This window comes from Planctomycetaceae bacterium (assembly GCA_041398825.1).
Classification (GTDB): Bacteria; Planctomycetota; Planctomycetia; order Planctomycetales; family Planctomycetaceae; genus F1-80-MAGs062.
Window position 1 is genome coordinate 822970 of sequence record JAWKTX010000001.1, and the last position, 15840, is coordinate 838809.

Below are 15840 nucleotides of genomic sequence, written 5' to 3' on the forward strand. Positions count from 1 at the left end.
GGGCTGGTTGCAAAATCGTTTTTTTACAGATTGCTGTTGAGTGTCGAGCGTATTGCCAATTGAAGTTGTTGTTGACGACGATGCGGCCGGAGCGGTTTTGTCGGTGTTACGAAAAGTCATCGAAGGATCGTCCTGGAAGGATGTTCGACGATTACTGAATACTCGACGCGTGTCCCTGAACGGCGTTCTGTGCCTGGATGAGGGCCGCAAAGTGGCCGCCGGAGAAGTCATTCAGGTGCACGTGGACTCGCTGCCGGTGCCACCTTCCGACAAGGACGTTGTGATACGATGGCTCGACCAGTCGCTGGTGGTTGTCGAAAAACCGTCGGGCATGCTGACTCTGCGACGCTCAACGGAAAAAAACTGGCGCCCGCAGAGAAAGCTGTTACAACCCACTCTGGACGAGTGTGTTGCTCGCCTGGTCGATGCAAAGTACGTTCGTTCAAGATCTGAGAGTGATTCTGAATTGCATTCGGTGCATCGCATCGATCGGGATACCAGTGGATTGCTGGTCTTTGCCCGCAATGAGAATGTGCAGTACAAACTGATCGAACAATTCGCCGCACATGATGCCGTCAGGCGATATCTCAGCCTGATTCCGGGAAGCATCGAAGACCAGAGTGTACGAAGTTGTTTCATCCGGGATCGAGGCGATGGATTGCGGGGGAGTTCACCTGATGGGCGGACCGGGCAACACGCCGTCACACACTTCCGCACCTTACGTTCGCTTGGAGCACTGTCGGAGCTGGAGTGTTCGCTGGAAACCGGTCGGACAAATCAAATCCGTATTCATCTGGCAGAACTTGGCCACCCTGTCTGTGGAGATATCAAGTACCGCGGTCCGATGGGAAGTGAACCCGTTAAAGATGAAAGTGGAGTCCCGCGACTGGCACTTCACGCAACGCAACTGAGGTTTGTGCACCCGGTCACAGGAGAATTGCTGCATTTCGAATCGCCCTGGCCGATGGATATGCAGCGATTCCTGAATCGAATTCCCTCTGTCTCCACTTGAAAGCCGTCCCGTTGAAATCGCGTCGCCCCGGAAAATCCTCACGTGATCGCCGTCAGTCCACTGCTGGTCCTGTGTGGCCAGGTTCAGGTCAGTCTAAGTTCGATGCTGCAGCTTCAACTTCAAAAATGGCCTTCCAGCGCGAAAATCTCTCACCGCCTGCATCGGGATCAATTCCCGGCGTCTGGTTGAAAGGTTTCACACAGCATCCGTTCATTTATCGCAAGCGGATTGATCGCATTGAAGATGCCAGGGCCGGCGACCTGGTGGCTGTCTATTCGGACAATCATCAGTTGATTGGTTACGGAGTCTATAATCCGCGAAGTGAAATTGCCGTTCGATTACTCTGGAATACCCCACAGTTGCCGTCGGAGGAGGCATGGACCCATCGACTGCAAACGGCTGTGAATCTTCGGACAAGCACACTGCGACTGAATGAACAATCCAGCGCATGGCGGGTGATCCATGCAGAATCGGACGGGCTGTCCGGGTTTGTTGTGGATCGATTTGGTGAAGTGCTTTCTGCAGAAGCATTCGGGCTGGGGATGTATCAGCGATCGGAATTGTTACTGAAACAGCTCGCGCCCATGGTTGGAGCGAAACACTGGCTTGTTCGCAGTAGTCCGCAGTTTCTGTCTCAGGAGGGTTGTGACCCGGCAGAGCTCAAATCAGAGGGGTGCCCGGACTACGTGACCATTAATGAGTTCGGGACGCGATTTCGAGTGCGATTCGATGGCAGTCACAAAACTGGTTTCTTCTGTGACCAGCGAGAGAACCGAAGGAAACTGGCGGAGTTCTGTGAAGGCCGGAGTGTTCTGGATCTGTGCTGTTATACGGGCGGATTCTCGGTTCAGGCGAAGACACTGGGAAAGGCTGACGAAGTCATTGGGGTCGATCTGGATGAAGAGCCGCTGAAAGTTGCCCGGGAAAATGCAAATCTGAATCAGGCAAGAGTGCGATTCGTTCAGGCGGACGCGTTCAGTTACATGCGCGAGATGATTCGGAATGACCGATTATTCGACGTGGTCGTCCTGGATCCCCCGAAACTGATTCGGACCCGTACGGAAATTGAGGATGGTACTCGCAAGCACTTTGCCCTGAACCGGCTGGCGATGCGATTGGTAAAACCCGGTGGGCTGCTGCTGAGTTGTTCCTGTGCGGGTTTGCTGCCGGAACCGGAATTCGTAGATCTGCTGATCGCTGCGTCCCGCCAGGCTGGCGAAGAAACTGAGCCGGAGTCCATCGGGCGTCCTGCTCGCTATGCGTCCCGATCCATGCAGATCATTGCTAAAACCGGCGCAGCGCCGGACCATCCCGTCATCTCGAGTTGTCCCGAGACAGAGTATCTGAAGGCGGTTTGGATGATCATGGGGTAATTTCCCTGACGGGTTTCCAGGGCACCCGATTCGTTAACACTGCTACAACTTTGAGTAACAAATCTCCGATGTGATGATTGCCCATTGGAGATTGCAATAGCACACAAGTGTATCCACGGCAGTTCGATGATCCTTCTGCATCTTTCCCTTGCGCGGACGGTGCAGACCCGGGTGGTCAAACGTAAGACGTGGAGGAAACCTTGAAAAGCAGCTGGTTGATCAACGGGATGACTGCCGTCTGGCTGGTTCTGTCCGTTTCCGGCATCTGTGCGTTCTGGAACTACACATTTGTCAGTGCAGAGTTATCGCATACGCAGAATATGCTGCCGAGTGAAACGGATCTCTCGCCGGACTTCGAGCATTCACTACTTCTTGTTTTCGTGCACCCGAAATGCGCATGCACCATCGCAACCCTTGAGGAACTGAAGACCCTCTGGTCCAGGCTGAGTCAGCGAAGAGTTGCACCAATGCCTGCCCTGACTTTCGTCGTCAGAACTCCCGAAGAATTATCGGGCTGGGATGAAACTCCGATTGTCCGTATGTGTCGAGAATTCGCGGGAGGCCATGTCTATTTCGACGCGAACGGTGTGGAAACACGTCGATTCGGGATCACAACCTCCGGCACTTTGGCCCTGTATGGTCCGCATGAGAATCTGTTGTACATCGGTGGGATTACGCAGTCGCGAGGCCATCGTGGTCCAAGTGCCGGTTCAGAGCAACTCTTTCGCGCGCTGGAGACCGGGCGAGCCTGTACGTCAAACGTTCCCGTCTTTGGGTGCCTGATGTTCTCTGGATCTGACGAGCGAAATTCGGCGGGTCTCGTTGAAAAGCGAAGTCAGGGGTTTGAAACCAAATCGTTCAGTACCGAAGTACATTGAGGTCGGTTGGTTATGAAGTCTGCATCAACGGTTCGGCTCGGGACGTCATCGGAAGACATTGTCAAAAACGCATTTCGGGGGAGGCATGCACAGACCGATCGGGTCTTCATGTACCTGCTGCCGTTGCAGGGATTCGCGCTTATTCTGATGGCTGTGCTGCTCACGCCATACACATGGAATGGAACAGAATCGTCCATCCATGTTCATGTCTGGGTTTCTGCCACGCTGGGCATGTTGATTACTGCTTTTCCCGCATTCCTTGCCTGGCTACGTCCGGGGGAGCAGAGTACTCGATTGATCATCGGTGTTGCCCAGACAATGATCACTGCGGTGTTGATCCATGTCGGTGGCGGTCGTATCGAAATGCACTTCCATGCATTCGTTTCTCTTGCCATTCTTGCCGCATATCTGGATGTCGGTGTGATTGTCGCTGCGACGCTGACTCTTGCTCTGGACCATCTTGTCCGTGGAATTTATTTTCCGCAATCCGTATTCGGTATTGCCGAAGTCCAGCTGCTCCGAATTCTGGAACATGTCCTCTGGGTCGTGTTTGAAGATGTGATCCTGATCCTGACAATCGTGCAGAGTCGAAGCAAGTACAAAAGCCTCTATCAGACATTTGCTGCGATCAATCGCTGCGTTCGAGCAATGGATATCGATCCGGACTACGCTCAGTTTGCGATTCAAAGCGGCGCGGAAGGATTGTTGAGCCACGAGGCTGTTGAGAAGGGATTGCTGCTGATTCGAAACGGAATGCTACGGGTGCAGCACTCGGTCAGCGATATTGATTCTCAAACGGGGGTGTTGTCACAGACGGCCAGTTCTGCGGTGGATGTCGTTGAAACCGGAACTGAGCGCGCGGAAATTTCGCGCGAGGTAATGCGCCGACTCAACAGCAGTGTCGAAGAAATTTCGGCGTCGATTGCTGAAATTAATACGATTGCGGAGCAAACTCGACTGCTGGCTTTGAATGCGACGATCGAGGCCGCCCGTTCGAATTCTTCTGCCGGGGCGGGTTTTGCTGTCGTTGCCCGTCAGGTGAAGGAACTTTCAGTCAAGGCCAGCGTTGCGGCAAGTCGGATTACCAGGACGGCTCGGCTTTGTGAAGAACGCGTCGGAGAGAGCCTTGAAACCACAGACGACATTGCCCGCCAGCTTGATGAAGTCAAAGCCATTGTAAGATCGACGGATGAAACGATCTGCAGGATCCGCGAAGAAACAAGTTCTTCTTCGATGCGGATGGCACGGATGGTGAGAGCTTTTGATGTCGGTGCTGATATCGATCTGGGAGCTCCCAATCATGACCACGCCCTGCGTCGTCCTCCGGGGCAAGCTGAATTCGGTGAAATGATGTCCTGAATGGCGTGCAGAACCGCTTTAAGGCAGGACAGCCGGGGGGAGCCAGTGCCACCATGCCAGAGCAATGGGGCCTGCAAAAATCGGGCTGTCGATCAGGTCCAGCAGTCCACCAAATCCGGGCATCAAAGCTGCTGAATCTTTTTTTCCTGTGTCCCGTTTGATCAATGATTCGCACAGGTCTCCTAACAGCCCGACAACTCCCATCAACGCACAGTAGGCCACAACCACAACGGGGTGACCGGGTGTTGGGGCGGACTCGAAAAGCTGGCCGCCGAAACACAACCAGAGGCCTCCACCGGCGATACTGCCAAACAAGGCTCCGTTGAAGCCCATCCACGTCTTTCCCGGGCTCAGCTTTGGAGCCATCCTGCGTTTGCCCCAGAGTCGTCCAAAGGTATACGCCCCGATATCTCCTGCTTTTACCGCAATGACCATGGATCCGATTGCAAAATATGCGATCGACGCATCAGGAAACCATCGGAACTGGGCGACGATTGCGAGCAATCCACTTCCGTATACAACGGTCAGCAGATTTGCGCCCAGAGATTCCATCGATGCGCCTGGTTCCGAGAAGACCACAGCTTCACGGACCAGCAGAACGAGAAAGGAGCTGATCAGGGCTGCTGTGATCCATCCCATTGATATCAGGACTGACGGCTCGTGCCCCGGCAGGAGAACGTGCATCCAGGCTGCAAGAATGACAACCGCCGAGCAGGTGCCGGTTAGTCTGAACGATGGGCGAATCGATCGGACTCGCATCAGCGTCGACATTTCGAAAGCATTGCGAACCGCTGCTGCGAGGCAGAATGCAAGCAGTCCCCAGGCTGCGCTACCCAACGTCGAATCGAACCAGAAGAGTGCAATCAATGACGGGACAACGATCACCGAAACGAGTACGCGCCAGCCAAGCATAGAAGGGCCTTCGTGAAATATGGCGAGGGGGGATGCTGATTGAGTCGTCGTCTGCTGGTGACTCGACCTCAGGATTTTTCGCTGGCGACTGCGCCCTGCATGTTTGCGAGGCCGCCAAAACGACGATCTCTGGAGGCAAAGTCCCGCAGAGCATCGTAGAGATCAGGCTCTCGAAACTCGGGCCAGAATTTATTCGTAACCCACAACTCTGCGTAGCTGATCTGCCACAGCAGGAAGTTACTGATTCGCATTTCGCCCGCTGTTCGGATCACCAGATCCGGGTCCGGCATTCCCTGAGTCATCAAGTGGTCTGTGATGGTCTTTTCACTAATACTTTCAGGTTCAAGGCGACCCTCACTGACCTCCCTGCCGATGCGGCGAACAGCGTCCGCGATCTCCATTCTCGCACCATAATTCACGGCCAGACACAACATCATGCCGGTATTGTTTGCAGAGACTTCTTCCGTTTGGCGAATCTCCGACTGGATAACCGGATCCAGTTCCTCCACGCGACCAATCACTCGAAATCTCAAACCTTGTGCCATGATCTCCTGCCGCTCTTCGACCAGATATTGCCGGAGCAGCGTCATTAACAGGCTGAGTTCCTGCCTGGGGCGTTTCCAGTTTTCACTGGAAAAGCAGTACAGGGTCAATTGTTTCAGGCCGAGTCGACTGCATTCCTCAACAATGCATCGGACGGATTTAACGCCACGGCGGTGTCCCTCAATTCTGGGCAGAAATCGTCCTTGCGCCCATCGGCCGTTTCCATCCATAATGATGGCAATGTGGCCGGGCAGGCGCGGGCGGAGCAGCCCTCGCTCTGCCAGTTGTGCGTCAGTATAGGGGATATTGGGGGACACTCGTTGCCTCAGAATCTTCTGAATTGCACTCTGAATTGCACAAGGAGCAGACGTGCTTCGTAGTTACTTGTTGACGGTATCGTCGCTGGCGCACACCGCAGACAGACGTTTGATGTTTGCCGCAAGTCGATCGATGATACTGCCGGAATCATCGCGAATTCGTTCGCACAGGTCGATGCTGACCAGTGGAAGCTGAGCGGATTCTGCCAGGTTTTGGACATCTTGTCCGCGTCCTGTGACCGCCAGGAACACATCAAACTGCTCATCCTGCACAGCCTGCTGAAATTCAGCCACTTCCGCTGCACTCAGTTCGGCTGTTGTCGAGGGCAATGGCCAGTGCAGGTATTTCACGGTCCATCCGAGTTTCTTGGCCAGATAGTTGAACTGCGGACCGTCCGCGAGGACTTTAGGAGGATTTCGGGACGTGGCGGCAGCCAGCTTGTTGATCGCCTGTTCCAGCCGATCAATCTGTCGCTGCAGTGCAGCGGCTCGTCTGGCGATAGCATCTGCTGAATCCGGTGCCAGTTTCGATAGTGCGGCTTCGACCTGTCGGGCTTGTGACGCCATTAGCTCTGCATCCAACCATGTTGCCCAGATTGTGCCCGGGTGACTGTGTTTTCCATCCGGGCCATGCTGATGCGTTAATGCATCCGGTATGCGAAGGAACTGGTCGTAATAACCGGAAGCCGTGTCGATCATTCGTGAACGCGGCAGCGTGATCCGATCACGCCACGGTTCAAAGCCAGCGCCATTGATCAGCAACAAGTCTGCATCCTGTATTCGACGGACGTCATCCAGAGATGGTTTCCAGTCGATCGAGAGTTCGCCGTTACCAACCACCGCTTCGATGCGGAACGGCTGGTGCACGCTCGGTGCAGGATCGACATTGCCTGATTCATCATCGCCGAATTCATTCGGGATCGGCGTTGCATCCTCTGAGACAAGTTGCGAAGCGATGGCATACAGGGGCCAGGAAGTTACCGCGACCGTCCTGATGCGCGTCTGTTCTGCATCAGGATCATTGGCTGTTGAAGGGGATCGGTTCGAACACCCCGCGATCATACCAACGCAAACGATCAGTAGGACCGTTGGTACGATTGGCATAGAAGAGTATCGGCGGGGTTGGAACAGTCGACGCATGTCCTGCAATGCCCTGATCAAAAACGTCGGCGAGACAGATCGTCCCGCCGAATTGATTGCGGAAACTATACCGCAGACGGCTGAAAAGCCGGGACTACGCGTGTTTTGCGAGGAGTTCTGCGATTTGGACTGCGTTCGTTGCCGCACCTTTCCGCAGATTATCTGATACGCACCAGAAGGTAATTGCATTGGGATTTGAAATGTCACGACGAATACGGCCGATGAAAACGTCATCGCTACCGCTGCAGGTGGATGGCATTGGGTAAAGACCGCTGTCGAGATCATCCAGGACAGTGATGCCCGGCATCTTCTCAAACAACTCTCTTGCTTCCTGAACGCTGACAGGGCGTTCCGTTTCCACGTTGATGGATTCGCTGTGGCAATTGCTGACGGGGATCCGAATGCAGGTTGGGCAAACCTGAATCGATTCGTCCCCCAGGATCTTTCTTGTTTCGTACACCATTTTCATTTCTTCGCTGGTGTATCCATCCTCTTTATGACCACCGATCTGGGGGACTGCATTGAAAGCAATGGGGTGTTTGAAGGCTTTGTATTCGTAGCTGACGCCTTCGAGCGCAGCACGGCTGCCATCCATAAGATCTGTTGTACCCTGCAGTCCTGCCCCGCTGGTTGCCTGATAAGTACTGACGATAACGCGTTTGACTTTTGCGGCATCGTGCAGCGGCTTCAGGGCGAGCGCCATTTGTGTGGTGGAGCAGTTGGGGCTGGCAATGATTCCTTTGGCCTTGATTGCTGCTTCCGGGTTGATTTCGGGAATAACCAGAGCAACGTCTGGTTTCATCCGCCAGTAGCCCGATTCATCGATCACCCTGCAGCCAGCCTTCACAGCGGACGGAAAGTACTCGGCAGCCGTCTCATCCGGCGTGCTGCCAATCAGGAGGTCGATTCCCTGAAAGCAATCATGTGTCAGGAGCTCAACCTGAATCGGTTTCCCGTTGAAAGTGACCGTTTGGCCGGCGCTGCGGGCGGAAGCGAGGAAACGGAAGTTCTTCGCCGGAAACTGGCGTTCTTCCAGAAGTTGCAGAATAATTCGGCCCACTGCGCCAGTAGCGCCAACAACGGCTACGGTGTTAAACACAAACTTGTCCTTACTTGAGCTTTACGTTGAATTGACGTGTAAACACAGAGACGGCTGACCACCCGGACTGGTGCGAAGCCTGAGATGCACGCTAGACTGGCTCGATTCCGCACCGGGTGGATCACGTTCGATGCCGTATTTTGGTCTGGTTGGTCCTGGGAAAATATCGATCTCCCGGGAAAATTCAAATTCGGCCAGACAAACTTCTATTTCCCCGCAATCAGAAGCCTGCCGTGGCTGCCCCAGACAATTCTGAATTTCAGCGTGCCTTTGTGGAAACCGTCAATTTATTGACGTGTGACACGGAGCGCGCGCTGGGAGTCATGTTTGATTTGACGGCGCAGCGGCTCGTTCGTTTTGCGATGACAATCACGGGGAATCAGCCGGATGCCGAAGACGCGCTTCAGGGGGCGTTTTCGAGGATAGCTGGTAAACCTCGCTTGCTTGCCCGCGCAGATTCCCCCTGGCCGTATCTGATTCGGACAGTTCGAAATGAAGCATTGCGGATTCTTCAGAAGCGAAGGCATATCACCAGCAGTGATTCGCTGGATGCGAGGCCATCAGGATCCGAAGATTCTGAAACGGCCATGGTTTTCGAAGAGACCAATGAGCGGGTCCGGCGAGTTCTCGGCACATTACCTCAATCTCAATATGAAGTTGTCATTCTCAAACACTGGGAAGATCTGACCTTCGCTGAAATCGCAGAAGCCCTTGGCTTGTCACAGAATACAGTGGCGAGTCGGTACCGCTATGCGATGGAGAAGCTCCAGCGAAGTTTGGAACCGCTCATGAAATAAATGGACAAACAGAAACGGTCATGAAAAACAAACCGCAATCATTACCAGATCCGATGCTTCCCGAGCATCAGTTGATTCGGGATGCGGCGTCACTACCACAACTTTCCTCCGGCCTGCGCCAGCAGGTGATGGCAAGTTGTGGCCAGGAGATTCGTCTTGCAAGGTGGAAGTCGCGGTCGACAGCCGGCGGTGTTGTCGTGATTGTCTGCTGCCTGCTGTTCATGGTTGCTGTCAGGCAACCCGTTCCGCCAGATCAGATGACGCAGGAAGCTACGCCAACCGGAAGTCAAGGTCCGCAGGAATTCCATCCGGAGGGTTCTCCCGGTGGATCGCCAGGTTATGAATCACCGGATCAGGATTCGACCAGTCGGGATCTTCCCGTGGCTGAACAGATGCATTTTCCTGCACCGAGGAGTCCTGTTGAACGGCAAAGGCAGGAGACTCAGGCTCCACAGGAACAGAGGCAGATCAATTTCCTGATGGAAGAGTTGAGAATGCGTCAGAAAAAATTATGCGGGGCCCTGCCCGTGTTCTAGTGAGTTTCTGGATGCCATGAGTCATCGGCTCCTGCTGCAGGCATGGCTGTTCTGAATGATTTGCAGCACTCCGCGATTCATCTGGAACCACGACTGTTTCCTGGCGTGATCAACGGCGGTGACAACCAGCAGGAATTCGAATACGTGATCTCTGAAGAAACCGGTGGATCCTTTACGGCTGCGATGGCGAACCTGCCGGTACAGGCGGAAGATTACGTTCCACAGGTTGTGAGCCTGCTTCTGAAGGAAGCTCGTGCAGCCCGTGCAAGTGACGTGCATCTGGTGCCAGGCTCCGGCGGCATGAAGATGCTGTGGCGTCTTGATGGAGTGCTGCAGGCCGTCGCGGTCTTCGATGCTGAGACGGGGACTCGGCTGGTAGCTCGACTCAAAGTGATTTGCGGACTCCTGACTTATCGCACCGATCTTCCTCAGGAGGGGCGTGTTTCCCGGGAGTATTCTGCCACGGAAATCCGCGTGACCACGTTTCCAACGTTATACGGGGAGAAAGCCGCCATTCGGCTTTTTGCAGGCAGTGATGATCTGAAACGACTGGATCAACTGGGGCTGCCGTTGTCGATTGAGCAGTCACTGCGTCACCAGCTCTTGTCTACGGATGGCGTCATTCTGTTGACAGGGCCGTCGGGAAGCGGCAAGACAACGACGGTTTACGCCTGTCTGCGAGAAATCCTTCAGGCTTCCGGGGATGGCCGAAGCGTGATGACTCTCGAAGATCCGATTGAAGTGGCTGTTGATGGGACGACTCAGTCTCAGGTCCGGACGTCGTCGGGCTTTGATCTGATGACGGGATTACGATCGTTAATGCGGCAGGATCCGGACGTGATTATGGTTGGCGAAATTCGCGACCCCGCCACGGCCGAAGCTGCATTTCAGGCATCATTAACGGGGCATCTGGTTCTGACAACATTTCATGCGGGGAGCTGTGTGGAAGCAATCGCGCGGCTTCTTGATATGCATCTGGAACCTTATGTCCTGCGGAGCTCCTTGCGCAGCGTGGTATGCCAGAGACTTGTTCGTCAGATCGTCAATCCATCAGATTTGGAGAAACAATCAGACAAATCAGCAGCAGCAGCTGGTCACCACGTTTACAAAGGGCGTCGGGTGATTGCCGAAATGCTGACACTGGAGACTCCTGAGCTGGCGCGAGCGGTGATGCGGAAGTCGGATACCAGGGAGCTTGCTCGTATCGTGCAGAGTTGTGGCATAAAAACGCTGCGGGATGTCGCGTTGAACGCAGTGTCGGAGGGTGTGACGACGGAAGAAGAAGTGTTTCGTGTGCTTGGCATGTCGCCTGGTTCTGAACCGGTCGCCCAGTTGTAATTTGGTATTTCTGAAAGACTGCTGTGAAGACATCTCAACTCAGCCTCGAAGACATTCGCAATCTCAGCGACGAGGTTCGATTAATCGTGAGAGCCGGGCTGCCGTTGGAGCAGCATCTGGCTGCCGCTGGCAAGGGCCATGGGAAACGGCTGGAGTTGTTGACGCAATCCATGATTCAGCATTTGAATAATGGAGAACGGTTGTCGGACGTCATCGATCAGGAACAAAGTGGAGCTTCCCGGATGTTGTCCGCGGCTGTGGCTGCGGGAGTACATTGTGGCGATCTGGGGACAACCATTGAAATGATGGGCGACTTTGCCAGCGATCTGGCAGACTTGCGGAAGAAGATTGTCCATGCGATGACGTATCCACTGATTGTGCTGGCATTGGCGTGGGGAATGTTTGCCGTGTTTACTCGCCTCAGCCTTGTCCGGATTTATTCCGCAGCGATGGACCTGGGGGTTGAGTTTCATCCTGTTCTTGATCGGTTCATCGAAATCGTTGTCGATTACCCGGAGATTATGTTTCTGGTTCCCCTGGCGTTTCTGTTGCTGTGGGGGGGCTGGGTGATATCCGGCCGTGCTTCTTCAATGGCTTTTCGCGGACCGGAGCGATTGCTGTTGTTGTGCCCCGGCGTTGGAGGTTTGGTTCGGGATATGCGGTTCTACACCCTGACACGCATTCTGGGGATCATGATTGAGAAACAGATGCCTTTGCCGGATGCTCTGGTTTTGGCCGGCGCAGCGTGCGGCTCCGCAAATCTGGATCAGGCCTGCCAGAAAGCAGCTGAGAAGATTTTCAACGGGGATGCGACCGGTTTAAGCGTGAATTCACGCTGGAAGCGTGGCCAGATGCCACCATTGCTTCAGGCTTGTCTGAAGCAGGCGTCAAGCAATGCTGACCGCCTTTCGCTGCGTCTTTCTGCAATTGCTCAACACTATCGGACGCGGCTGGATTTTAATTCGGCATGGATCCGAGTCGTGATGCCGATTGCAATTTTTCTGGTCGTTGCTGGTGGTTCCGTTGTTCTCTATTCCGCTTCGATTTTCTGGCCGGTCGTCGAAATCTATCAGCAGTTAGCAAGCTTATCCTGAATTCTGCGATCGAACAATTCCCCTGATCGACCCGGTGAAATACCGAAATATGCCAACATACCGCTACAACGGAAAACTTGAAAACGGGACTCCTGTTTTTGGCACGATGGAGGCTGAATCCGAGCCACATTTGCGTCAGATACTGGCTCAGCGATCTGTCGGGTTGCTGCAATGCCACGTTCTGACACTGGATCGGCGGCTGGCGTCTGAGCAGGCTAAGTTGCCCCGGATGCATCAGTTGCGAGTAGGAGAGCGCCTTCGTGAAGCGATTCTGACCGGACTGCCCGCCCATGATGCGATCCGTGCGATGGCTGCAGAGCCGTTCCAGCATCCCTTGTTGAGTATCATGCCCTGGGTGTTTGGATTGAGCGTTGTTGCATTGATTCCTGCAGCATTGTGGGCGCTGGTTGTGCCAGGAAGTTATCTGCCTTTCATTTGTTTGTTGTGCCTGTCGGCACTCGTTCTTCCCTGTTTGTGGTCGATTGGCCATTACTATCTGGATGGTCGTCCTCGATCCTTGCTGGAATCCATGGCAAGTCAACTGGAGCAGGGAAACCTGAGTCTTGTGAATGCCGCTGGACTGCCTGTCGAAGTCAATGCGGTTATTCAATCCGGTGTTGACGACGAGAAGAAGGCACTGGCCGTCGCCGACCTCGTTCCGAAGCTGATGGGCTCGAGGTACTACCATCATCGGTTTCTCATGACGATCGTTAGTTCCGTCGCGATTACGCTGACATTTGTGCTGGGGCTTTATCTGATTGTGTGGCAGATTGTGCCTGAATTCGGGAAGATCTTCGAAGACTTTGGTTCCGAAGTTCCGTATCTGACACAGCTCGTCGTGGGAGCCTCGACGTTGCTTGCAACCGGAGGCTGGTTTGGATTCCTTTTCCTGACCGGTTCTGGTTTGACCTTGTTGGTGTTTCTTTATGTTGGAATGTCCATCGGGGCGGTCGCAGAAGCGTTGAGCCACGTCCCTGTTTTTGGTTCGCCCATTCGCTGGCTGATGCAGGCCCGCGTTGCCAGGGTATTGGCATCCATGCTGAAGTTTGAAATTGATCGATCGGAATCCCTTCGCGCCGCGACCGCAGCAAGTGCTTTCCCCGATGTCCGTACCAAGGGGGCTTATCTCGCCGATGAAGTGCGAGCCGGAAAGGGGATCACAATTCCCATTCGGGACTTATCGGGTTTACCTCTAAGTCTTCTGGCGATACCACAAAGTCATTCTGGTGCTGTCGCTGCGGGAGACTCGTCGGACAAGATCTCAGACATTTCCACCGCGGTGCCCCGGAACCTCGGCTGGAGTGACCAGAAGATGGCAGCGAACTTCAATACTCTGGCGCAAATGCTGGAACAGGCAAGTGTGGGGCACGGCCGTTTCATCGGCCTGATTTTGCAGTATTCCGTAACGTTGATATCAGCGTTCATGATTGGCGTTGTTGTGATTTCGTTGTTTTTGCCCCTGATCAAATTGCTCAACGACCTCGCGTGAACTTTTGTTCGCAGACTTGATGATCGAATAAACCTATGAGTTCTGTTCTGGAAACAATTCTCTTTTCCATGAATCGTGCTGAGCCGATCCGGCAGGCATCGCTGTTGCTTGTTCTCGCCTCAGGATCGGGGCATGGCGATTCATTGCTGGAAGGTCTGAGATCCCACGCCGCTGAGAGTGGCAGTCCGTGGTCGGATCGAGTGAATTCCCTGAGAATACTTCTGGAACAGGGACAACCGCTTTCGACGGCATTAAGCAACAATCCTGGATTGTTACCAGAGACAACCATTGCCGCTGTGCGAGTGGGTGAGCAGACAGGCAGTCTGGCTGAGGTACTGGCTGATGAAGCGATTCGTCTTTCCGATTCCGCAGGGACACATCGCGTCGTTGGATTCTCGCTTGGAAATCTCGCAATCTGGACCATGCTGGTCGGTGTGACGATGATCGGCGTGCTTTCGTTCATCATCATTTTCATTGTTCCAAAGTTCAAAAAGATCTTCGAGGACTTCGATACAGAATTACCAGCCACAACCGTGTTGCTGGTGGACCTGTCTGACTTTATGGTGAGTGGGGGAATCATATTTCTGTTGCCGTTGCTGGCGATGATTGCGGCAATTGCGATCCTGCGGGTGCAGTATTCCATTCGAATGATTTCCAAAGGTTCTCCTCCGCTGTCTCAGCACTGGCTGCGATTCTGGTCCCCGGAACTACTGAGAATGTTGAGCATTACAGCCGCATCCAGTCAGCCGCTGATCAATACGGTGCATAGCTTTGGCAGCCAGTTGGTTCCCGGGCGAGCTGCGACACAGTTAAGTGGGGTGCGATTCCGGCTGGAAAACGGCGAAGCGGTTGAAACGGCTCTGAAGGCGGAAGGTTTTATCACAGGTCGTGAAGAAGCATTTCTGATGGCGGCCGGTAAGTCCGGGCATCTGGACTGGGCTTTGAAGCATCTGGGCCGTTCCATCGAAACCAGACGCTTTCGCTGGCTCGGTCGACTGCTGAATGTGTTTGAGCCATGTGTGCTGCTTGGGTTCGGGCTTGTCGTCATGTTTGTCGTGGTGTCGATGTTCATGCCTCTGGTTAAGTTGTTGAATGACCTTTCGTAAGTCCTCGGTTAGCAGCCTGTTGAAGAACGGGACTGACTCGACCAGGAGACATTTAAACACGATCGTTTACAGTCGTCCTGCGTGCCTGTCCCGGTTTGCCAGCGGACCGTTAGCAGATAAGGTCAGGGAGACCCCAATGAAATGGCAATTGAAGGCCGGGAAAGCCACTGCGGGTGGTTCAGAAATCACAGATGTTGGTGTCTTCTGGTGCGGAGTTCGTGAGTATCACAAGGGTGGCGTGACGCGCTGCGAGAACTGCCCCATGTCTTGCAGTAACCATTAGCCTCCAGCGTGGAAGTGTGGGTTAAGTGATGAAGCGACGGTTGAAAATAAATTCATGCAAAGTTCGGTGCCGACGGGGTTCGCTCGTCGTGGAGATGGTTGTGTGCACCGTGTTGCTTGGGGTGGTGTCACTGGTGCTCGTGCCATCGTTGCATGGCATCAATCAGCAACGGCAGGCGATCTTGTTCCGGCAGTACGCAGGCATAGAACTGAACAATCTGCATCAGGCCGTTCTTCACCAGAATCATTTGCCCGGCGAATGCTCTGAGTCGTTTCGCCATCGTTATCCGTCATCTGCTCTCACGATCAGTGAAGTGTCGACGGCTATTCCGCTGCGTTGTTACCGCCTGATGATTTCAATGCCTGTTGGTCTCCATCAGCCTCCGGCAGTGGTTTCTGTTGTTATCTGGAAGCCAGATGAAAGTGAAAAACAACCTGCCCGGTCTGCGGAATTGAACGTGCAGCCTGTTGAGCCTGAAGTGGTTCCGGAACGCGAGGGGGATCAGGAATGAAACGGACCCGCAGAAATGCTCAACTTCGGAGCTGTATGCCGTATTCTCGAAAG

16 protein-coding genes are annotated in these 15840 nt (G+C 54.0%); 12 read left to right on the forward strand and 4 right to left on the reverse strand.

Translation table 11 applies throughout. From position 1 onward, the window contains the following. Positions 1-40: 40 nt before the first annotated feature. The 4 genes from R3C20_02915 (at position 41) to R3C20_02930 (ending at position 4622) form a co-directional block, all read left to right on the forward strand. The gene (locus R3C20_02915) at positions 41-1012 is read left to right on the forward strand and encodes a pseudouridine synthase (GenBank protein ID MEZ6039429.1); all 972 of its coding nucleotides are present in this window, start codon (positions 41-43) and stop codon (positions 1010-1012) included. A gap of 125 nt (positions 1013-1137) precedes the next feature. Continuing rightward, positions 1138-2385: a class I SAM-dependent rRNA methyltransferase gene (locus R3C20_02920; protein MEZ6039430.1), complete on the forward strand. Its 1248-nt coding sequence runs from the start codon at positions 1138-1140 to the stop codon at positions 2383-2385. Positions 2386-2585: 200 nt separating this feature from the next. Further along, positions 2586-3263, forward strand: coding sequence for a hypothetical protein (locus R3C20_02925; protein ID MEZ6039431.1), 678 nt, complete (start codon positions 2586-2588; stop codon positions 3261-3263). 12 nt (positions 3264-3275) lie between these two features. Next, the gene (locus R3C20_02930) at positions 3276-4622 is read left to right on the forward strand and encodes a methyl-accepting chemotaxis protein (protein ID MEZ6039432.1); all 1347 of its coding nucleotides are present in this window, start codon (positions 3276-3278) and stop codon (positions 4620-4622) included. 18 nt (positions 4623-4640) lie between these two features. Here the strand turns inward: R3C20_02930 and R3C20_02935 are convergent, their stop codons facing one another. The 4 genes from R3C20_02935 to R3C20_02950 form a co-directional block, all read right to left on the reverse strand. After that, positions 4641-5534 carry a phosphatidate cytidylyltransferase gene (locus R3C20_02935; protein ID MEZ6039433.1) on the reverse strand — a complete coding sequence of 298 codons (894 nt, stop codon included), beginning with the start codon at positions 5532-5534 and terminating at the stop codon, positions 4641-4643. Between the two features lie 68 nt (positions 5535-5602). Beyond that, positions 5603-6394 carry an isoprenyl transferase gene (locus R3C20_02940; protein ID MEZ6039434.1) on the reverse strand — a complete coding sequence of 264 codons (792 nt, stop codon included), beginning with the start codon at positions 6392-6394 and terminating at the stop codon, positions 5603-5605. A 63-nt stretch (positions 6395-6457) separates the two neighbouring features. Next, entirely contained in the window at positions 6458-7498 is a 1041-nt protein-coding gene (locus tag R3C20_02945; protein MEZ6039435.1) for a metal ABC transporter substrate-binding protein, read from the reverse strand. 130 nt (positions 7499-7628) lie between these two features. After that, positions 7629-8633: an aspartate-semialdehyde dehydrogenase gene (locus R3C20_02950; protein MEZ6039436.1), complete on the reverse strand. Its 1005-nt coding sequence runs from the start codon at positions 8631-8633 to the stop codon at positions 7629-7631. A 233-nt stretch (positions 8634-8866) separates the two neighbouring features. On the opposite strand from R3C20_02950, the gene R3C20_02955 reads away from it, so the two are divergent. The 8 genes from R3C20_02955 (at position 8867) to R3C20_02990 (ending at position 15787) form a co-directional block, all read left to right on the forward strand. After that, positions 8867-9430, forward strand: coding sequence for a sigma-70 family RNA polymerase sigma factor (locus R3C20_02955; protein MEZ6039437.1), 564 nt, complete (start codon positions 8867-8869; stop codon positions 9428-9430). A gap of 20 nt (positions 9431-9450) precedes the next feature. Beyond that, entirely contained in the window at positions 9451-9966 is a 516-nt protein-coding gene (locus R3C20_02960; protein MEZ6039438.1) for a hypothetical protein, read from the forward strand. Positions 9967-10008: 42 nt separating this feature from the next. Beyond that, on the forward strand, positions 10009-11304 hold the full coding sequence (locus R3C20_02965) for a GspE/PulE family protein (protein MEZ6039439.1): 1296 nt from the start codon (positions 10009-10011) through the stop codon (positions 11302-11304). A 23-nt stretch (positions 11305-11327) separates the two neighbouring features. Next, entirely contained in the window at positions 11328-12398 is a 1071-nt protein-coding gene (locus tag R3C20_02970) for a type II secretion system F family protein (GenBank protein MEZ6039440.1), read from the forward strand. 49 nt (positions 12399-12447) lie between these two features. Next, positions 12448-13887 (forward strand): hypothetical protein, encoded by a 1440-nt coding sequence (locus R3C20_02975; protein MEZ6039441.1) that lies wholly within the window; start codon positions 12448-12450, stop codon positions 13885-13887. A 35-nt stretch (positions 13888-13922) separates the two neighbouring features. Next, positions 13923-14993, forward strand: a complete 1071-nt coding sequence (locus R3C20_02980; protein ID MEZ6039442.1) for a type II secretion system F family protein — start codon at positions 13923-13925, stop codon at positions 14991-14993. A gap of 136 nt (positions 14994-15129) precedes the next feature. Then, positions 15130-15276, forward strand: coding sequence for a hypothetical protein (locus R3C20_02985; GenBank protein MEZ6039443.1), 147 nt, complete (start codon positions 15130-15132; stop codon positions 15274-15276). A gap of 94 nt (positions 15277-15370) precedes the next feature. Further along, positions 15371-15787 (forward strand): hypothetical protein, encoded by a 417-nt coding sequence (locus R3C20_02990; protein MEZ6039444.1) that lies wholly within the window; start codon positions 15371-15373, stop codon positions 15785-15787. Positions 15788-15840: the final 53 nt, after the last annotated feature.